The organism is Eikenella sp. NML99-0057, assembly GCF_001648535.1.
Lineage (GTDB): Bacteria > Pseudomonadota > Gammaproteobacteria > Burkholderiales > Neisseriaceae > Eikenella > Eikenella exigua.
Map to the genome: position 1 here is coordinate 15,958 of NZ_LXST01000004.1, position 19,027 is coordinate 34,984.

24 protein-coding genes and 2 tRNA genes are annotated in these 19,027 nt (G+C 55.7%); 11 read left to right on the plus strand and 15 right to left on the minus strand.

Annotated elements, in window-relative coordinates; all coding sequences use genetic code 11:
* Window positions 1-14 precede the first annotated feature (14 nt).
* Window positions 15-293 (minus strand): hypothetical protein, encoded by a 279-nt coding sequence (locus tag A7Q03_RS06105; protein WP_067448249.1) that lies wholly within the window; start codon window positions 291-293, stop codon window positions 15-17.
* Between the two features lie 359 nt (window positions 294-652).
* On the opposite strand from A7Q03_RS06105, the gene A7Q03_RS06110 reads away from it, so the two are divergent.
* Complete coding sequence (locus A7Q03_RS06110) at window positions 653-1,567, plus strand: phage antirepressor N-terminal domain-containing protein (RefSeq protein WP_067448251.1); 915 nt, start codon at window positions 653-655, stop codon at window positions 1,565-1,567.
* 42 nt (window positions 1,568-1,609) lie between these two features.
* Here the strand turns inward: A7Q03_RS06110 and A7Q03_RS06115 are convergent, their stop codons facing one another.
* From A7Q03_RS06115 to A7Q03_RS06160, 12 genes are all read right to left on the minus strand, one after another.
* Window positions 1,610-1,882 (minus strand): head-tail connector protein, encoded by a 273-nt coding sequence (locus A7Q03_RS06115; RefSeq protein WP_064084338.1) that lies wholly within the window; start codon window positions 1,880-1,882, stop codon window positions 1,610-1,612.
* Window positions 1,869-2,261 carry a hypothetical protein gene (locus A7Q03_RS10195; protein WP_156502944.1) on the minus strand — a complete coding sequence of 131 codons (393 nt, stop codon included), beginning with the start codon at window positions 2,259-2,261 and terminating at the stop codon, window positions 1,869-1,871. The genes A7Q03_RS06115 and A7Q03_RS10195 overlap by 14 nt, the downstream gene beginning before the upstream one ends.
* 54 nt (window positions 2,262-2,315) lie before the next feature.
* Window positions 2,316-3,560, minus strand: a complete 1,245-nt coding sequence (locus A7Q03_RS06120; RefSeq protein WP_067442237.1) for a phage major capsid protein — start codon at window positions 3,558-3,560, stop codon at window positions 2,316-2,318.
* A gap of 62 nt (window positions 3,561-3,622) precedes the next feature.
* Window positions 3,623-4,396 carry a head maturation protease, ClpP-related gene (locus tag A7Q03_RS06125; protein WP_082880706.1) on the minus strand — a complete coding sequence of 258 codons (774 nt, stop codon included), beginning with the start codon at window positions 4,394-4,396 and terminating at the stop codon, window positions 3,623-3,625.
* A complete protein-coding gene (locus A7Q03_RS06130; RefSeq protein WP_067448255.1) occupies window positions 4,362-5,615 on the minus strand; it encodes a phage portal protein in 1,254 nt (417 codons plus the stop codon). Before A7Q03_RS06130 ends, A7Q03_RS06125 begins: the two co-directional genes overlap by 35 nt.
* Window positions 5,612-7,285, minus strand: a complete 1,674-nt coding sequence (locus A7Q03_RS06135) for a terminase large subunit (RefSeq protein ID WP_067448257.1) — start codon at window positions 7,283-7,285, stop codon at window positions 5,612-5,614. Before A7Q03_RS06135 ends, A7Q03_RS06130 begins: the two co-directional genes overlap by 4 nt.
* A complete protein-coding gene (locus A7Q03_RS06140; RefSeq protein WP_156502945.1) occupies window positions 7,273-8,001 on the minus strand; it encodes a hypothetical protein in 729 nt (242 codons plus the stop codon). Before A7Q03_RS06140 ends, A7Q03_RS06135 begins: the two co-directional genes overlap by 13 nt.
* Before the next feature lie 135 nt (window positions 8,002-8,136).
* Window positions 8,137-8,499 carry an HNH endonuclease signature motif containing protein gene (locus A7Q03_RS10855; protein WP_082880708.1) on the minus strand — a complete coding sequence of 121 codons (363 nt, stop codon included), beginning with the start codon at window positions 8,497-8,499 and terminating at the stop codon, window positions 8,137-8,139.
* Window positions 8,500-8,638: 139 nt separating this feature from the next.
* A complete protein-coding gene (locus A7Q03_RS06145) occupies window positions 8,639-9,034 on the minus strand; it encodes a sigma-70 family RNA polymerase sigma factor (RefSeq protein ID WP_067448261.1) in 396 nt (131 codons plus the stop codon).
* A 415-nt stretch (window positions 9,035-9,449) separates the two neighbouring features.
* Complete coding sequence (locus A7Q03_RS06150) at window positions 9,450-12,341, minus strand: DUF5906 domain-containing protein (RefSeq protein WP_067448264.1); 2,892 nt, start codon at window positions 12,339-12,341, stop codon at window positions 9,450-9,452.
* A 149-nt stretch (window positions 12,342-12,490) separates the two neighbouring features.
* On the minus strand, window positions 12,491-13,036 hold the full coding sequence (locus A7Q03_RS10400; RefSeq protein ID WP_067448266.1) for a KilA-N domain-containing protein: 546 nt from the start codon (window positions 13,034-13,036) through the stop codon (window positions 12,491-12,493).
* Between the two features lie 12 nt (window positions 13,037-13,048).
* Window positions 13,049-13,270, minus strand: a complete 222-nt coding sequence (locus A7Q03_RS06160; protein ID WP_067442251.1) for a YdaS family helix-turn-helix protein — start codon at window positions 13,268-13,270, stop codon at window positions 13,049-13,051.
* 117 nt (window positions 13,271-13,387) lie between these two features.
* Between A7Q03_RS06160 and A7Q03_RS06165 the strand changes: the two genes are divergently transcribed.
* The 10 genes from A7Q03_RS06165 (at window position 13,388) to A7Q03_RS06210 (ending at window position 18,502) form a co-directional block, all read left to right on the plus strand.
* A complete protein-coding gene (locus A7Q03_RS06165; RefSeq protein ID WP_067442253.1) occupies window positions 13,388-14,080 on the plus strand; it encodes a S24 family peptidase in 693 nt (230 codons plus the stop codon).
* 181 nt (window positions 14,081-14,261) lie between these two features.
* The gene (locus A7Q03_RS06170; protein WP_067448268.1) at window positions 14,262-14,495 is read left to right on the plus strand and encodes a hypothetical protein; all 234 of its coding nucleotides are present in this window, start codon (window positions 14,262-14,264) and stop codon (window positions 14,493-14,495) included.
* Window positions 14,492-14,962 (plus strand): hypothetical protein, encoded by a 471-nt coding sequence (locus A7Q03_RS06175; protein WP_067448270.1) that lies wholly within the window; start codon window positions 14,492-14,494, stop codon window positions 14,960-14,962. The genes A7Q03_RS06170 and A7Q03_RS06175 overlap by 4 nt, the downstream gene beginning before the upstream one ends.
* Before the next feature lie 343 nt (window positions 14,963-15,305).
* Window positions 15,306-15,569, plus strand: coding sequence for a hypothetical protein (locus A7Q03_RS06180; protein ID WP_067448271.1), 264 nt, complete (start codon window positions 15,306-15,308; stop codon window positions 15,567-15,569).
* Complete coding sequence (locus tag A7Q03_RS06185; RefSeq protein ID WP_067448272.1) at window positions 15,566-16,120, plus strand: hypothetical protein; 555 nt, start codon at window positions 15,566-15,568, stop codon at window positions 16,118-16,120. The genes A7Q03_RS06180 and A7Q03_RS06185 overlap by 4 nt, the downstream gene beginning before the upstream one ends.
* The gene (locus A7Q03_RS06190; protein WP_067448273.1) at window positions 16,117-16,449 is read left to right on the plus strand and encodes a hypothetical protein; all 333 of its coding nucleotides are present in this window, start codon (window positions 16,117-16,119) and stop codon (window positions 16,447-16,449) included. The genes A7Q03_RS06185 and A7Q03_RS06190 overlap by 4 nt, the downstream gene beginning before the upstream one ends.
* Entirely contained in the window at window positions 16,446-16,682 is a 237-nt protein-coding gene (locus A7Q03_RS06195) for a hypothetical protein (protein WP_067448277.1), read from the plus strand. The genes A7Q03_RS06190 and A7Q03_RS06195 overlap by 4 nt, the downstream gene beginning before the upstream one ends.
* An 11-nt stretch (window positions 16,683-16,693) precedes the next feature.
* Complete coding sequence (locus A7Q03_RS06200; RefSeq protein ID WP_067448279.1) at window positions 16,694-16,969, plus strand: pyocin activator PrtN family protein; 276 nt, start codon at window positions 16,694-16,696, stop codon at window positions 16,967-16,969.
* Between the two features lie 2 nt (window positions 16,970-16,971).
* Entirely contained in the window at window positions 16,972-17,409 is a 438-nt protein-coding gene (locus A7Q03_RS06205; protein ID WP_067448280.1) for a DUF551 domain-containing protein, read from the plus strand.
* Between the two features lies 1 nt (window position 17,410).
* A complete protein-coding gene (locus A7Q03_RS06210) occupies window positions 17,411-18,502 on the plus strand; it encodes a DNA cytosine methyltransferase (protein WP_067448283.1) in 1,092 nt (363 codons plus the stop codon).
* 250 nt (window positions 18,503-18,752) lie between these two features.
* Here A7Q03_RS06210 and A7Q03_RS06215 read toward each other — a convergent pair.
* Window positions 18,753-18,828, minus strand: a tRNA-Lys gene (locus A7Q03_RS06215).
* 2 nt (window positions 18,829-18,830) lie between these two features.
* Window positions 18,831-18,906 (minus strand) — tRNA-Asn (locus A7Q03_RS06220).
* Between the last annotated feature and the right edge of the window lie 121 nt (window positions 18,907-19,027).

Consider the following 19,027-nt stretch of genomic DNA (forward strand, 5'->3'; position numbering starts at 1 on the left):
ATCTATAAAATAAATCAATCCTCTACTGGAAAACCCAAATCATCATGTATTTTTATATAGAGGTCTTGAACAAACTCAATCAATTCTTCCCTATATTCATGGTTGGAAGCTAGACTCTCATGTATTTGATCAATTTGCGACTGAGCTAAAATCGGCAATCCTTCCGAGACAAACTCGGCAGCAGTCGGTATATCAGACAAGATTGCGCAAATATAGCGTAGCGCATCGGTTGCCATGCCTAGTTTTACAGTTAATGTAATATTTTCAATCTCTAGTGATGATGGCGCAGTCATAAGCCTTTCCTTAATGGATATTGTTAAAGGAAATTAACAATATCAGTAGAAAAGAACATCGCCAAGACTTCAACTTATCATCACTCTTGACTTCATCCCGACAGCGGCGCTATATTCCCGCCCACGAGGCGTCGAAAACCTCCTAGTACACGGTATCGCAACCGTTAATGCGATATTTTTACGTCCATAAGATTCACGGCTCCCGTGTTGTTGATTTGTTACAGCCAATGTTTCCTATGGCCGCGAGGGCGCGGAATACAATACCCGAAAGGGGAATAACGCCGGCCTTTGTACTAGGTTTTCGAACCTCGCGGCCGCCCGTTTCGGGCAACTTCGAAAATACAGTATAGGAAATAATCATGGCTTACCCCCAATCAATCCCGTTCCACGGTCAAACCATCCCCGTCTTCACCCAAAACCACCGGCACTACGTTGCCATGAAGCCGATTTGTGAAAATATCGGCTTGCAGTGGGAAGCGCAATTCAAACGCATCAAACGTAACGACATCTTAAATTCAGCCATTTCCATGATGGAAATGGTTGCCCAAGACGGCAAAAAACGCCAAACCCTCTGCCTGCCGCTGGAATACCTCAACGGCTGGCTGTTCGGCGTCGATGCCCGCCGCGTGAAACCGCAAATCCGCGAGCGCCTGCTGCAATACCAGCGCGAATGCTTCCAAGTGCTCGCCGCGCATTTTATGCAGCCCAAGCAGCCGCCCGCCGTGGCGCTGCCGGCCGTGGTGACCGAACTGCCCACCCGCGAAGAACTGCAACAAGTGCTGCTCATGCTGTGCGACCGCTTAAAGGAAATCCACAACTGGTGCGACGGCAACGTGGAGCGCTTCTTTATCGACACCTTCGGCAAGCTGCCGCATGAAGCCACCTATCACGAGCTGGTGGGCATGATCCGGCGGCTGCACCGCAAAACGCAAACCGCCGCCGGGCTGCCGATGGTGGCAGGGCAGGCCGAAAGCTGCAGCGGCGGCGACGAACTGCAGCATCATTTCCGCTGGCTCTCGGCGGGCAACGGCGGCGATATGCTCGACGCCATCCTGGCCGATTTCGAATATGCCAAACTGGATCGCGGCGAATACGAGCGCCGCACCAAGGGCGGGCTGTTTATGGTTTCCCTGCTGCACGAGGTGCTGATCGAAGCCTACGAGCGCAAGCGCGATTACAACGAGCTGCCCGGCATCTCCGAAAACACCTTGAATTGGGTGTTGAACGAAGTGGGCAAGCTGCATAACCTCATCAGCCGCGTCATCACCGGCTAAACCAATCAGGCTACCTGAAATTTCAGGTAGCCTGAAATCCGTTCACACGCCGAACTGGCGGCAAAACGGCGTCCACAACGCCTGCGCCGCGCGCAAATACACCGTGCGCTGCGCCGGGTTGCCGTCAAAATCCGCCTGCACCGCCAGCAAGATGCCGGTTTGGATATCCGGCTCGGAGAGTTCGGCGGCATCGGCCTTCAGCCCGGTAAAGCGGCGGCATTCGGCGGTGGACGAGGCAATCAGGTGTTGCAGCAGCGTATCGTGCTCGTCGCCGTCGATGCGCAGGTGGGCCTTCACCAAATCAAGCAAGGCCATGTTGCAGGTTCTCTGCGTAAGCTACTGCCGCCGGGTCGGCATCCAGTTCGTCCGTTTGTGCCGCCACTTCGGCGGATACTTCCACGATTTCGTCCACCGTGCCGAATGCGCCGGCGCAAATCACCCGCGCCCGCACTGTACCGCTGGCGGACAATCCGTCCTGCGGCGGTGTTTCGCTTGGCGGCGGAACAGGCGGGTTTTCTGGTGGATTTTCTGTACCGTCTGTCGCAGCGGGATTTTCTCCACCGTCTGCCGGCGGGGTCGGAGCCGTACCGTTGTCCACTAGACTGTTTTCGTCACCGGGCGGCAGAGTGGCGGCGGCATCGTTCGATGTACTGTTTTCTGCTGACTTGTCTGCATTTCCTTTTGGTTTTGCCATGATTTGTTCTCCAAAAAAGATCCAATAAAGGCGGGTCGCCCCGCCTTGTCCGGTTTAGCTGGCGCTGTTTTGATACAGCTTCACTGCGCCGCCTACGTCGATCAGATTGCCGCCTTGGCGGTTGAAGGCGACAAAGCCGATTTGCCCTTTCGTGATGAAAGCGGAATCCGCCATACGGAACAGGGTCAAATCCATCACCTCGCGGATGAAGTAGGTGGAGAAATCGCCAAAAGCCACTGATTTGGCATTGGCTTTCATCGGATCCATTGCCTGATTGATGTAAATCGGGCGGTTCAGCAGGCGGTCAGGTGCGCCGCCGGGGTTGCCCTGTTCGTAGCCGGGCACGAAAATTGGACGGCCGTCGCTGTCTTTAAGTTTGCGCAGCTCTTTCAGCGTGGCATCATGCATCATAAAGCCCACTTTACCGCCGTTGCGGTAGGCCGGATCAACCGAATGTTCCAAATCCACCAAATCATCGTAAGTGATGCTGGTGGCTTGGCCGGTTTTACCTGCCTTGCCCACCGTGGCGGCGGTAATCAGCCCTTTTGGCTGGCCGCTACCGGTGCCCACCGTGAAATGCTTGTCGGTGATGCGGCCGATACGGCGTGCCAGCAGCGCCTGAATATAAGCCTCAATGTCGAACATACTGTCCTGAATCAGCTCAAAGGGCAGAGCCATATTTTTGGATGAGTATTTGAACACATCAATGCTGGTTTGGCCGAAAGTGGTGTCAGCAGTAGCTACCGCCTCATTCTGCCCCACAATCTCGCCTTCCTCGCTGGTGGCATCGGCGGTGGGAAACAGCATTTGTGCGCCGGTGCTGGTTTGCAGGATGCGTGCCACTGAGCGGATGCCGCCGGTCTGTTTCATCGCTTCGGTCAATTCGCGGTAGTATTCAGTGGCTACGGTAAAGCCTCCTTCGCTGCCGGTGGTGGTGGACATGGCCGCCTGAATATCCGGCGAACGGCGTGCGTTATGCGCCTGCAGCTGCTCGTCCGTCAGTGCCTGCAAGCCGCCGGTCAGGTAGGCGCGCAGCGGCTGGTTGTCGCCGGATTGGCGGCCGTTGTCCAAGGTAAAGCGGTTGCGGTCTTCATCGCTCACCCCTGCGCCGATGGCGTTCATGGCATCGTGGTGGCGTTTGATTTCGGCATCAATTTGGCCGATGTCGGCCATCGCCTTGTCATACTGCGCCTGATGGTCGGCAGTCCATTCCGGGGTTTTGTCTTTATCCACCAAGTTTTGCAACAGGGCGGCGGTTTGGTCGCGCTTGGCGCGCAGGGCTTGAATATGTTGAGACATTAGCATTTCCTTTTCAAAAAATAGTGCCGCAGCTGCGGCGTGGTTACTGCGATAAAAACATTTCAGGCGGCTACGGTGCCCAAAATGGCTACCTGCGCCGCCCGCGCCAAGGCGGCACGGTCGGGCTGCGGTTCGGTTTTGGCCGGCGGCTCACCCTTGGCGGCCGGGGGCGGCTGGTCGTCGGCTACGGGTGCGGATGGGGCGTTTTGGTAGGCGGACAAATCCCAGCGGTTTTGCGCCGCACTGCCTTCTGCCACACGGTCGGCAAAGCCTTTTGCCACCGCCTCGTCGGCATCCAGCCACGTTTCCGCCGCCATCATCTCGGCCAGCTCGCTTTCAGGCAGCCTGGTGCGTGCGTGGTAGGTTTTCACCAGCGAGCCGTCCACTTTGTCCAGCAGGTCTGCCTGTTTGCGCAAATCGTTGCCGTTGCCCCACGCCAGCGTCCAAGCCTTGTGAATCATGAAAAACGCACCTTGCGCCATCTCAATTTCATCGCCGGCCAGCGCCACAAACGAAGCGGCGGAGGCGGCCAGCCCGTCCACATGTACAATCACCTTTGCCGAATGCTGGCGCAGCGCGGTTTCCATCGCCCGCCCGGCAAACACCGAGCCGCCGGGCGAATTGATGCGCAGGTGGATGGTTTCGGCGTCCAGCCCGGCCAGCTGCTTTACGAACGATTGTGCCGATACGCCGCCGTACCATTCCGCCTCCTCATCGGTGGCTACGATGGCATCGTAGAGATACACCGTGGCCTCTTTGCCGTCGGCGGTGGCCTTGATTTCAAACTGCCCGCGGCCGCGGTTACGCGCCAACAGCCGCATCAGATTCTGCTTCATCTTGATTTCCCCTAAAAAGCACATCGCCGCCCTCCAAAGGCGGCAGGTTTTCCGCGCGGCGCACCTCGTTTACCGTCATCCAGCCCGGCTCGCCCGCGCGTCCCAAGGCAATGCGGTAGGATTCGTTGCGGCTTTTTAGGTCGCCGCGCTCAATGCCCTTGGTATTAAATTCGCAAAACAGTCCGTTGCCCGCATTGCATTTGCGGTTGATTTCCTGCTCAAACTTCACCAAATGCCGCTGCATGGTGTATTTCACGAAGCCCAGCGACATTTGCTCAATCCCGCTACCCCACGAAGTGGTTTTCTCCGTCATGCCGATCATGTGCGGCGGCACGCCGAAAATCTGCGCGATTTCGTGCGCCTGCAGTTTGCGCGTTTCCAGTAGCTGCGCATCCACGGCGGTCATGGTGAGCTGCTTCAAATCCATGCCGCCGGTGAGCACCACCGGCGCACCGCTGTTGGAAACGCCGCTGTAGCGGGCATGCCACTGCTGGCGCACTTGGTCGATTTGCTCGTTGGACAGTTTCGTTCCTGCCGGCGATTGCAGTACCAAATCTGGCCGCATCCCATCGCCCAAAAACGCGCCGGCCTGACTGCCTGCATCATTGGCAATGTTTACCGGTTGGCGCAGCACATAGCTGATTTGGCTCATACCGCGCTTGCCGTCAAAACCCAAGCCGGGAACGTGCAGCACATCATCTTGGTCGTACACCAAAATCTGCCCGTCATCGTTGTACAGATACAGCAGCCGGCCGTCTTGCTTGCGCACCTCTACTGTGAGCGGATGCAGCGGCGTTAGCCCGATGATGCGGTTGCTGTACAAACTGGCGCGATCGATGCGGAAGAATGCATCGCCGTGCAGCAGCAGTGATTGCATGGCGAATTCCCAGCCCAACGCCGCCGTCCAGCGGGTCTGCATCTGCTCGTTCAAAATGCGCCACAAATCATTGTGCACCCGCTCGCGCCCGTTTTCGGTGTGGCGGTACAGGTGCAGCGGCATAGATGCCAGCGCGCCGGAGAGCAAGCCCACGCAGGCATACACCGTGCCCTGCGAGAGCGCCGCCGTTTCCGACAAGGGCTTGCCGTAGCCTGCCGCGCCGCCGGTGAGCCAGGCATAGGCCGGCGTGCCGGGCACGATGCCGGAGGCTGGAGCCGGGTTGGCACCTGCCGCCTGCGGTTCGGCCTTTTGGCTACCTGAAAACCATTTAAAAAGTCTCATAGTGTGATAATCCCCGGGCTGTCTATGCCCAATTGCGGGTCTTGCATGATGTTCACCGCACAAAACAACGCAATCACCGGGTCGATTTTCGCCACCCCGGCCGCCTGTTTGGTGATGTACACCGCATTGCCGCGCAGTTCGGCCTTGGCGTTGGCAATACTCCATGCCATCAGCGGCTGCCCGCCGTGCAGCAGGCGGCCTTCGCCCAATTTTTGCTCGGTCATTTTGATGTCATTGGTAAGCTGGTAGCCCTGTTTTACCCCGGTGGCAGTGTCATCCGCGAAACCGTGCCGATTCAGCGCATCCAAAATCACGCTGTTGCGTGCTGGGTCGATGCCGATGCCGCCCAACAGGCAGGCATCGCGTACTTCGGCAATCAGCGCGGCCATCTGTTCGTATTCCTGCCCGAACTCGTCCACAATCTGCAAATCGCCCTGTTTCTGAAAATCCAGCAACAGCGGCGCAATCTGCTTGCGCCGTTCCAATACCACCCGGTTTACCCATGCCCGGCTCCAAACCAGCCAGCTTTCCGGGTCGGCGTCCAGCCGCCCCAGCAGTACGAGGCCCAGCAGGTCGTCCATGCCGCCGCCGTCGATGCCGGCGGTGATTACATCGCAATGCGCCATCAAATAGGGCAGGCCGGCCATTTCCGGCCGCGCCTGCCTCTCCCAGAAATCCGCGCCTACCCAGCGGTCGTTGCGCAGGTTGAGCCCGATTTCCACATTCAGGTGTTTGGCGTAAAACTCGGCTATTGCCTCGCCGCCCTTGGCTTCCGCCTTCTGTTTCAGCGTCAGCAGGGTGCGCGCGTCCACGCTGGCCCCGAGATTCGGGTTGGTAATGTGGAAATTGTCCGGGTTTTCGTAAGCCTTGCTGTCCAGCATGGCGCGCGGAAATTCGTACAATACCGGCAGATAATTGGGGTTCACCACTTTGCCGTCGCGCACATCGCGCGCCAAATCCAGCTCCGCCTTAAATACCCCGGCCGGCGGCTCGGTGGATTGGGTCGAGAGTTTGATCACAAAGCCGTCGATACGCGACAGCAGCCCGCCGGTGGCTTCGGTAATGATGGATTCGGCGTTGGCCACCTTGCCGAACAAGTGCAGCTCGTCAATCAAAATCCCCGTCGCCTTCGAACCGCCTACGGTTTTATCATCCGCCGCCACCACTTTCAGCGTGGCACGGGTTACCCGGTTGGTGATGGTGCGCGTGTGCGGCTGGATGTGGTAGGTAGCGTTCAACGCCGGGTCGGAACGGATCATGTCCCACGCCGGCTTGAAGCTGTTATCCGCCACCTCCTTAGTCGGCGCCAAAATCAAATATTCCGAGCTTTCGCGCTCATCCAAATCCATTGCCGTCAGCATAATGGCGGCGGCAATGGTGGATTTGCCGTTCTTCTTGGAAATCAACAGGAAAAAATCGTTGATTTCGCGCCGATAGGTTGTCGGGTGATGTGCGCCGAAAATTGCGCCCACGAAGTCATACACCCACGGCCGGGTTACATCGCCGATACGCGGCCGCCCCAGCACATCCCGCAATACCAGTGAGGCGAAAAACTGCACCGCCCGATTCGCCATATCAGGATACAGCGGGCGCACCGGCACCAGACTTTCGCCGGCCATAATGCGCCGCTCCCAGTCCGGCAGGGCGGTTGTCCACTTTAATTCGTCCATACCGGCACCTGTCCTTTATACGGCGCGGCATGCCCGCCCGTCTCTTCGCCAGATACGGTGGCTGCTTCAAACAGCGGTGCGCCGCCGTCGGTCAGCCGCCGGCCGTAGCGTAGACGCTGCGCCTGTTCCAATTCGGCCTCTTTCTTGTTCTGCGCTGCCGGTTTTGCCAGCGTGTATTTCGCCTTGGCTTCTGCTGCCGCCTGCTTTTCTTTGGGTGAGGCGTGCTGGTTCATCAATACGCTGTCCCAATACTGCAATGGATTAGTGGTCGCCCCCAAACGGCGGCAAAACGCCTGTACGATTTCGCAAAACAGCGCGCCTTCGGTATCCGCCTGCTCCAACCACGCCTTGATTTTCGGTGCGGTAATACCCCAAGCCTCAGGCATCACTTCCAGCACCGCGCAGGCCACCGCCTGCACATCATCCACTTTGGCATAGCGCAGCCAGGCAGCCACATCATCGGCGCAAAAAAACGGCAATCCGTTTTGGATTGCCGTTGTGTTTTGCTCTTTTGCGGGCGGTGGGTCGTAATATTCTGGCCAGCAGGAGGCGATAAAGGCGCGTACATCCGCATCCCTCGCCCAGCGCGAGCCTGAAGCCGCCGCACACTTCGCGCTGCAGCCGATTTCCAACGCCGCAGCCCGATTCGATATTCTCTCCGGCTTGGCGGCAACAATAGCTTCCGCAAAGCTACGTTTTTTTCCAACCAAAGCCATAAAAAACCTTTAAAAACAATATATAAAAATCGTAAACAAACCTTTAACGCCAAAGCATTAACAAACCTGCCCAAACCACACTAAAAAATACACGTGAGGGGGCGGGCGGTCTAGGGCGGCGAGGGCTGTAGAGTTTTATACCCCCCTGCCCATAAACCGGCCACCTTGCCGCTCTTGTTTCTGTTTTCGGCTGTCGTGGCAATGCTTGCAAAGCGGCTGCCAGTTTGTGCTATCCCAAAACAAAGCATCATTCCCACCGTGCGGTTTGATGTGATCGACCACCGTGGCTGGTACAGCCTTGCCATCAGCAGCACACATTACACATAGCGGATGTTCAGCCAGATAGTGCAGGCGCGCCTTTTGCCAGCGGTAGCCATATCCGCGCGCGGTGCTGCTACTGCCTTTGGCACGCCGTGCCGAGCCAGACATACCTGCGGGAATGGAAATGCGACTGGTTCCGGGTTTTAGCCGGACAGCCGCCTTTTTAAGTCGTCCCATATCAACCACCAAAACCAAACCGCCCGGTTTTTTACACCGGACGGTTTGGTATATTCGCCTAATTAATTGTATCAAGCATGGGCTATATACAACTTAACCCATGCTTGCACATTATGCTACGCGCAGTTTACATAAACTGTCAAGCGGCTTTTAACATCTTTTTTAACCGCGCATCAGCAAACACAGAGTTAACAGCCGAATCAAGCAGCTTATACATAGTTCGCCGCGACACGCCCAAATCAGCCGCCATCTGATCCACGGTGCCCGACTGCTGGTAATATCGGCGCACCACCTGCTTGGGAATCATCGGCAGCCGGTTCACTGCGTAGTCAATCGCCGCAAACACCGCATCCACATCCGAGCCATAGGAAAGCACCACCGAGTGGAAGCCGCCACCGCCCGGCAGGCTGCCGGACATCAAAAGGTTTAAAGAACTCGGCTTGTAGCCGTTCGGCCCTACCTGCACAGCCCGACGTCTCCAATCCGCCCATTCGCGCATCAGCGCATCTTTTGCATCTTCGGAAAAATCAAACACAGCATGATACTCATGCCCCTTTTGTTACCTCTTACGCGGCAGCCCTCTGCCGCTTTTTTATTGTGCCGTTATTTTACTAAAAACCGCGATAAAACAACAGATAAAGCGGCAAAAAATCCCTTGTTTTAATGTTGGCACATTTGGAACATTTGTGCCATTTTAAAACCGCCTAAAAAGCCCGCCCTTGCTGGATTTGTTCCAAATGTTCCAAATGTTCCACATATTTTTAAGCGCGCATAAGAAATAAAAAAAGAGAAGGCAAGAAGACAGAATGCACACGGGAAACGCGCATAAAAAAACACGCGCACGTGCGCGTGAATTTTGGCGGAACATTTGGAACATTTGGAACAAATCCTTATTTCATGCGGTTTTCGGCAGTGGTGGTAAATGGCACAAATGTTCCAAATGTGCCATTTTAAACGTTCTCTGCGCGGGTGATGTCATCCACTGCCCGCTCAAACTCGAACAACTGCCGACCGAGCGCATCCTGTCCCACCTCGCCATAAAGTAATGGGGCGCTGGGGCAAAGGAACACCCAAAACTGCCGCGCCGTCGAACTGCCTTGATAACCACGCACCCAAGATTTGCGCCGTGGCCGCTTGCTGGCAATATGCTGCAAAAACTTGCTGCGGCTGATTTCGCGCTCATTGTTTACCCTGCACCACCAGCGATACAGCCGCACCATATCATCCGTGCGCGCCGCCGCGTTCGGCGGAATCACAATATCGCCACGGGCAATCTCGCCGTTTTCGAGCTCGTGAAAAAACGTCTGCCACCCATACCGACCATAATTAATCACGTTGGCCTTAGCCTCCGTCATCGGCGGTTGGGTGTGCGGGTCGAAGCGCGGGCCGCCCTCTTCGATTACCTCATAGGCATCCGGCTGCGCGGGGTCGCTGCTTTCTATCCGGCGGTAGTTGATGGTGAGCGGGAGAGATAACAGTAGCATAAAAAACTGCAACACGCCATCCGCACCCAGCTCTTCGGTCAATTCCAGGCGCAGGCTCTCCGGCAGTTTGGTTTTCGGCCAAATCACAAAGTAGCGCCGGTCGTTCTCTTCGATTTTAAACGGCTGCTCCTCATTGGAGAGAAACACGCAATTGATGTGGTTGGCCTCTTCGTAGCTGTCCACAAACTTGCGCTCGATGCGCATGGTTTTGCCGGTAACCATGTGCTTCATTGCGCCGGATTGATCATACTTTTGTTTGGGATTAAAAATTTCCTCGAACACGATAAACAGCTTGCCCGAGCGGTTGCCCGTATAGTTGCTCTCCAAATCCGACTGTCCCAGCGTGGCGGCATAATCGCCGTACATCGGCTTGATAATCTCTTCAAACAGCAAGGATTTGCCCGCGCCGTGCACATCGCCGTGCATCACCAGCGACGTTGCCATTTTCGCGCCCGGGTGCTGCAAAGGGTAGGCCAGCCAGTTATACACCCACTCCATAACCAATTTATTGTGATTGCACAAATGCGCGATCAGCTTTTGGATGGCGCGGCAGCCCGGGTATAAATCCAACACATCCAGCCACCAAGTCGGCATCTCCTCACGCGGGCGCGGAAACTGCACCTGATCCGCCAGCGGCAGCCCGCGATAGATATTGATGTATTCCTCTGACATTTCCCGCCCAGGCTCAAACACCACGCGGTCAAAACGTTTCACAATGCGCGCCGGGCTGTCTTGCCAAATCTTAAACTGGCTGCCCATCGCCAGCTTGGCCGAGCCTTGGTCAATCATGCGCCACAGTTTGTTGTCCCAAATACTGGAGCTGCCGTCCAAATACACATAGCGCGCCATCATGTCTTTTAAGTCGTTGTCTTGGGCTACCTGAAACGCCGCCCGGTCGCGTTTTAACTTATTGACTTCATACTGGGTCATCACCGGCGCGCGCCCCCAGTTATACCAGTTATCCACCGATTTTTTGCAAAAATGGTCGGTCAGCGCCTTGCGGCTGTATTCCACGCCCGTTTTCCTGCTCACGGCGCGGCTTTTACCTTCAATGAGGGCAAATTCCTGTTTCAGCCGATCGAAGTTTTCCTGATAGCGGCTTTCGCCTTCCGGCGTTTCGGTGGTTTCCGGCATATTTTCCCCGCCGCCCCCCGTGTTTTCGCGTGCCTCACCTTCCGGCGGCTCGCCCTCCGTGGCGGGTGCGGGAGGCGGGGCAGCCTGTTTCAGGTAGCCCGAAGCCTGCGCCGACGCCAACACCTCGGCATATTCGGCGGTGTAATCCGCCAAATGCTGCCAACTCAACGCCGCCAACGCATCGACAAACTGCCCACGGTCGGCCAGCGCATCGGCAATATCGTAGCCCGCCGGCCACACGCCCGGCTCAGGCGTGCGCACAAACGCCACCTTGCAGCCCTGCGCCGTCAGCCGTTCGGCAATGCCCAGCATCGCCGCCATGCCCGGCTGCGCGTATTTATCCAGATACGGCTTGCTTTCCGCATCCACCCCCGCCTTGCGTTCGGCGGCAGTTAATTTTTCGCGCTGCGAATCGCAGTCCGGCCACAAGATGACACGCCGGTTTTGCACCGCCGCCCAATCCGTCTTGTCCCAGTTGCCCGCGCCGCCGTGCCAAGTAATCACCGCATAGCCCAGCTGCGCCGCATCCGCCGCGTTTTTGCACTTTTCGCCTTCCACCACCAGCACCGGGCGCGTCGGGTCGGTCGCCAGCGCGTCCAAACCGTACAACGGGCGCAAACCCTGCCAGCCGCGCCAGCGCCACATTTTTTCGTGGGTGTCCAAATTTTCGCAAAACGTGTAGGGCAGGTCGATTTTGCTGCCGTCAGATTTGATAAACCGCGCCACTGCGCCCAATACCTGCCCCGCCGCATCGCGGAACACCGACGTAAACACCGGCTCCGCCCGCTCGCCTTGGCGGAACGAATGGCGGAAATTCATAGTTTTTAGGGCATAGGGCGGCACGGGCACAATCGGCTGCCAGCGCGCGTTTTTGCCCGGTTTGGCCGCGCTGCCGCCATCCAGTGCCACCTTTTGCACCGGCGCAAAATTGCCCAGGCTCAAACGCTCGGCAATCGCCCGCGCCGCCTGCGCCGCATTGCAGCTATTCAGGTAGGCATACAAGTCGATTAAATCCCCGCCCTTATCGCCCGTGGCAAAATCCGCCCATGCCCCGGTGCGGGTGTTGATGCGGAAACTGCCCAGCTTTTTATCCGCGCGCGTAGGATTGAGCGCCACAAACTCATGCCCGTCATAGCGGCCGGAAGGCAGCCATTCCGCCAGCAGGTTGTCCACAGCGCCCAAGGCGGCGCTTGAAATAGTGGCAAAATCAATAGATTGGCTCATAACACAGCTTTCAGGTAGCCTGAAAAAGGCGTATAAAGAGCCTGCCCCTGCTTAAACAGCGGCAGGCGGTATAAAAAACGGCGGCAAAGGGAAGCAGGAAACCGCCGAAAACCCCGGCACAAGGGAAGGAGTGCCGAAGAAAGAGGAAACTATTCCGGCAGCGTTCCGGCCAGCGCGTCTTCAATAAACACGTCGCGCCAATAAGTGAGCCAATGCTCCACCTTCGCCACCCGCATATTCAGCGCATTCACCTCGCGCAGCGTCTCATCCGCCAAAGCGCAGGCGGCGGCGTAATCGCGCGGCGGGCGCAACGGCAGCAGCGGCGGCCGCCAGCCCTGCACCTGCGGCAGGCTGCCGGAAATTGCCGCATCGTAAGTGCGCAACACTTGCAGAAAGAACTGCGGTGAAATCCAGGCGGCGTAGGCGTACACCAATTCTTTGCAAGCGAAAGTGCCGTGTTGTTTGCCGCCGTGAATGGATTGGATAACCTGTTGATTTTGTTTCAAGGCCGTAATCTCGGCCTTGGCTGCTTCCTTATTTAATTCTTCAATAATTTCAGAAGTTTGTTTCAATGCCAGCCAATAACTAGGGCGGTGGCGCTTTTCGCCGCCGCTGGCTTTATGCAGGTCGTTCAGGCAATACAAATCGCCGTGACGGCGAATCACTCGGTTGGTAATCACAATTTGGGTATTCATGGGTATCTCCGGTTAGGCGGCCAGTTCCGGCCAAATCTGTGCGTAATCGTGCGGGCGCAGTTCTTTCCGAGTAACCGCCCCATCTGTTTTTTGCTCAATAGCCACACACCAATGCGCGGGCACTGGGCGCGTACCTTTAGCCCAACGGGTCAAATCCGGCTGATGGCAGCCAAGCAAACGGGAAAACGCGTTTACCGTCATTTGTCGTGCTTCCAAAAATTCTGTAATTGTCATCGCCATTCCTTTATCAATAGCAATATGCTAGCAATTTGCTATTTACAAGTCAATAGCAAATTGCATATTTTATTCATATAGCGTTTTGCTATGATTTAGGGAAAAGGAGTGTGCAGCATGAAATCGATTGAAGAAATCCGCAGAGAACGCTTGAATATGCTGGTACAGGAATACGGCTCTCAAGCGGAGCTGGCGCGGAAAATTGATAAGAGCCCAACCCAAATATGGCAATGGATTAACGGTACGCCAAGCGTAACCGGTACGCCGCGCTCTTTGCGGAACACTACTGCCCGCGAAATTGAAAAACGAGTGAACAAGCCGACAGGTTGGCTTGATCGTCCGCTTGGCGAAATAGAAGAGGAAGAGCCTACAGCAGGGGATAGCATCACATTCCGCCATAAAGAAATTCTGGTATCTTGTGGCGAAGGCGTGGTAAATGCAGATTTCCCCGAAGTTATCAGAACACTAGAAATTCCAACCAATCAAGTAATAAAGCTGTTCGGACGGCATGATGTGGAACATTTAGATATTGTTGGCATCAGCGGCGATTCAATGGAGCCAACCCTGCCGCAAAAAGGGCTAGCATTTGTCGATACACACATCAACTATTTTGACGGCGACGGCATTTACGCCTTTTATTATCGGGATGGCTGTTATATGAAACGGCTGCAGAAGCTGCCCGGCAAAATGATTGCTAAATCTGACAACCCACTATACGACCCATTTGAAATCAATCCTGAGCATGAAGGGGAATTTGTCATTATCTCTAAATTTGTAGCAGTTTTACCATTAGAAATCATAAGTCTGTAATCAAAATATAAAGAATCCCGCAATCTACCACGGATTGCGGGATTTTTTTATCAAAATAATTATCTTATATATCAATAAAATAGCAAAAATATGCAAAAATAGTGCATTTTGCTATTTACTTAATCTATAGCAATTTGCTAATATACGCTCCAACAAATCAACAACACATGGAGCAAATCAAATGCCATCCGTCACCAACTCACCCGCGAAGCCCAGCAAGGCATCCGAGCTGCTGGCCAGGCTACTAACCACCGCCCCGTTGCACATCGAAATAGATGTGCAGTCCGCCGGAATAGTCAGCCTGAATATTCGCAGCCGAGAAATCGTATTAGAGCCGAGCGACACCCTAAAAATAGTCAAACAGCTACTTACCGCGCTGGAAATCGACAACGAACCCACCAAGGGGAACCCATGAAAACCTACCCCATCATGCTGCCCTGCTACGGCGGAGAAGACGTACAAGCCGCCACCCTGACCGAATACCAAGACGGCGGCTGCGTTATCGAAACCGGCAGCAGCATCACCACCGACCACAAAGCCGCCGCTATAGACGTCATCAAACGCCGCTGGCCGTCCGCCTACCTCGCCGAAGCCGTGCGCGACGACACCCCACCCGCCGAAGCCAAACCCACGTTGGCCGACCTGCTCAAATTGGCGCAACAACTAACTGGCAACGGCATCTTAGCGGTGGATGTGGAATACAACAGCCGCTATGGCTCACTCATCCTATATGCCTGCATCGAACCCCAGCCAAAGGGAACATGGCTGGAGTACGAAATTTGTTACTACGAACTCGGCGACAACGAGCTGGCGGCGGCAATCCAAGCTGCTAAAGACTGGCTCAACGATGTAGCTGAAAAACACGGCAATCCCGCCGCCTGATTCAGGCGGCATCGGGCAGGCGGTTGCCGCCAACAACGGCGGAGCGGTCTCTCCCTTACCCGCGCATCACAGCCGCCTGCCCCATGCCGAGGAGCGAGAAATGAACGAAACTACCGTACAACTTACCCTTATCACTTTAGCCTTTATCACGCAGGCCATCGTGCTGTTTCAGGCCGCCTGCATCCTATTTTAATCATGTGGTGGCACCCATGCCCCAGCCGCAGGTGGGCAAACAGCGGCAGCAGGCCACGGAAAAAGCAAAGACCGCCTTTCGACGCACCACAATGGAGCCGGAGACCTGCACCAAACCATTTTCAGGCTACCTGAAAAGAGAGACCGAATTATGAAACCCATCATCTTCAAACTGATTTTCGCCACCATCGCCGCAACCGCGCTGGCAGCCGTGCCCAATATCGACGCGCACGATCCCTATTTGCAGCCCGCCGCGCAAAACACCGCCAGCGAGCCCACCAGCGCCGAAATCATCGCCGCAAAAGACCTGCAGGCCGAAGCTGAAGCCGCAGCGGCGGCCAAACAGTACGAAGAAATGACCGACTACGAAATCATGCGCGGCGTGGTGTACGAGCCCGCAGGAGAGCAGCCATGACCACCAAAGCAGGTTTGTCCGCACAGCGAAAAGTGGCGGAATTGCTATCAGATGGAAATTGGTACAGCATTGCCAGCATCGCCAAAAGCACCGGCTTAGGCGCGGAAGCCATTGATGTTTTATACCGAATGGAACAAATTGGCGCGGTCGAGTGTGAAATCATCGGCGGGCGCTCAAGATACCGAGATGCCGCACAAGCAGGCAGCCTGAAGCCGCAGCCGCGCAAAAAGCCCGGGCCCAAACCCAAAACCAAACCCGAACCAGCACCGCCGCCAGAACTGCCGCCACAGGCCGTGCAGGCAGAACCACCCACCCGCGCCGCCGAGCTACTAAGTGAAGACGACACCGTGGACGTACCGTTTTTACCCATCAAAGCCAATACTGGCGAACAGCCAATCAGCGAGCGCACCCTAAAAATAGGCGGTTTTTCGGATGGTAGCTTTACCATCAGCCGCAGCCACGGCATCCGCAGCGAACTCACCCTCACCCGCGAAGAGGCGCAGCAGGTAGTGGCGTTTATCCAGCGATTTATCCATATGGAGGCGGCATGACAATCTGTTTAGACATCAATTATTTCCGCCGCCGTGTCGCAGAAAAAGAGCAAGAGCTGGCAGCCGCCGAAGAAATCGGCAACACCGCCGGAGCCGAAGAGGCTAGGAGAGACTTAGAAAGTTGCAGGCAATTTTTAACGAAGTTTGAACCGCAGGAAAAGGAAACAATGATGCAAACCGATACCGAACAAATGCTAATTTTACTAAAAGCGTATGCCCACGATGCCAAGAAACAACAGCAGTTTAAAAGACAAAAAAAACTTTTAGCCCTAACCGCCGAAATGGAACAGCTGCTGTACAAAATCGCCAAATTAAAAGCAGAGCAATGACCACTACCTGCCTAACCTGCCGCTACTGGCAAACCACCTACAAAAGCAGCAGCGGCGAAATCAAACCCACGCCCATGCTGCGCCACCGGATGGCAGCCTGCGCCCACGGCGAAAGCTGGAACTCACTGCCCTACAAAACCCCGGCTTGCAACAAATACCAAGCCATCAGCCCCGCCGCCTTGCAGCGACGGGAAGAAAAAATCGCCGAAATCCAAAACACGCCCTACAGATAACGAGACACAAGATGAATCCCACCCTCGACACCGGCTTTATGCTCGCCCTGCGCTACCGCGCCCCGGTTATCTCCCTCGAAACCGCCTGCGCCGACTTTATGCCGCACCTGAGCATAGAGGTAGCCCGCCGCCGCGCCAAAGTGCAAACCCTGCCCTTCCCGGTTTTCCAGGCGGACAAATCCCAAAAAACAACTTTTTTTGTAAACGTTTCCGACCTCGCCGCCTGGCTGGAATCCAGCCGCGAACAGGCCGCCGAAACATGGATGAAAATGCACAATCAGGATTAAAAATGGATTATCAGCAATTTGCCTTTGGCGACCTCGTACGCTTTATCGATGCCGACAACGCCCCGGAAAAAGAAGCCCGCAACTTGTTTGTGGTGCAAAAAGGCGGACGGCTGTGCCGTATTGCCAGCGAATACTACTCATATCTAATCCCAGCGAAAAATCTTGAGATAGTGCCAAAAACACCGTGGATTGCCCCCACCGAAAAGTTGCCCGAAGCCGAAAAACCCGTAGCTATTTTAGTGGTGGGCGAGGAGCAAGATTATTGCGACATCGACGCCATCGACCCGCAAACCAACGATTGGATCAACTACCCTGCCAGCCCCGCCGAATACGCCGTAGCCTACTGGATGCCGTTGCCGCGCCAATTGCTGGAACAAGCGCGCGGAGAAGCCGAACGCCTGCCTGACGGTCGCTATCAGATTTTTGAAAAGGCTACCTGAAATGCGCTACGGCAGCCTGTGCAGCGGCATCGAAGCCGCATCCGTGGCGTGGGAACCCTTGGGCTGGCAGCCCGCATGGTTTGCCGAAATCGAGCCGTTCCCCGCCGCCGTTTTAAAACACCACTGGCCGCACATCCCCAATCGCGGCGACATGTCCAAATTTAAAGAGTGGCCGAATGACCCAATTGACCTTCTTGTCGGCGGAACCCCCTGCCAGTCCTTCAGCGTTGCCGGATTGCGAAAAGGACTGGCAGATCCGCGTGGCAACCTCATGCTTACCTATCTTGCCATTGCTAACCGATACCGCCCCCGCTGGCTGGTATGGGAAAACGTCCCCGGCGTTTTGTCGTCAAATCGAGGGCGCGATTTTTCCTCCTTCCTCAACGGGTTGGCGGAACTCGGGTATGGGTTCGCCTACCGCATTCTTGACGCTCGATACTTCGGAGTCCCGCAGCGGCGCCGCCGCGTCTTCGTTGTCAGCCATATTGGAGGCTGGCAACGTGCCGCAGCGGTATTATTTGAGCGCCAAAGCCTGCAACGGCATCCTCCAGCGGGCGGAACTACGCAAGAAAACCCTGCCGCCTTTATTGAAGGCAGCTTTGGCGCGTATCGCCAATCCGACAGCGCCGGAACGCTGAAAGCCAGCGGCGGCGCCCTAGCTGGCGGCAGTGAAACCCTGCTGATGGTGCACGGGCAGCAAGACCCATGCGCCTCCGATCAAGCGTTTGCACTCGACTGCCAAGGCAGGGGCAACACCAACGTTGTTTGCATTGCAGGAAACATCATCGACAGGCAGCACCACAACGGCGGAAACGGCGTAGGTGCAGACGACAGCGGCATCTGCTACACCCTAACCGCCACCGACCGTCATGCCGTATCCGATGGCGCGCAGGTGCGCCGCCTCACTCCCCACGAGTGCGAGCGCCTGCAGGGCTTTCCCGCCGGGCACACGCAAATACCTTGGCGTGGCAAACCAGCCGCCGTCTGCCCGGACGGGCCGCGTTACAAAGCCATCGGCAACAGCATGGCCGTGCCGGTGATGCGCTGGATAGGCGAGCGCATCGAGCAAGTAAACCAGATCAAAGAGCAATAAAAACAGGCTGCACATCGCAGCCTGTTTGCATATCAATTCACACTCAAAGCACTTAATCAATGCACCATATTTGCACCATTAAAAAATAATAAAATATATTATTTTGATAAATATATATTATTTTCATATATAGATACAATCCAGCATCGGAGCAACAGATAAACGGCGGGCGGGGAGGGTTTGGCGAACGGGCATGATGGGCAGAGGATAAAGAAAAAGCCTAAACGGGATGTTTAGGCTTTTTAAAATTTGGTGGGTCGTGAGCGATTCGAACGCTCGACCAACGGATTAAAAGTCCGCTGCTCTACCGACTGAGCTAACGACCCTTTGGCTCCCCGAGCTGGGCTCGAACCAGCGACCTGCGGATTAACAGTCCGTCGCTCTACCGACTGAGCTATCGGGGAAAGGAAGCGCGCATTGTAGAGATGAAGCGGGAAATTGTCAATAAAAATTTTGCAGTAGGCGGTAAAAAAGCAAGGAAAATCTAATTGATTGAAATCAAAGAGGGATTCTTGGAGGAAAGTG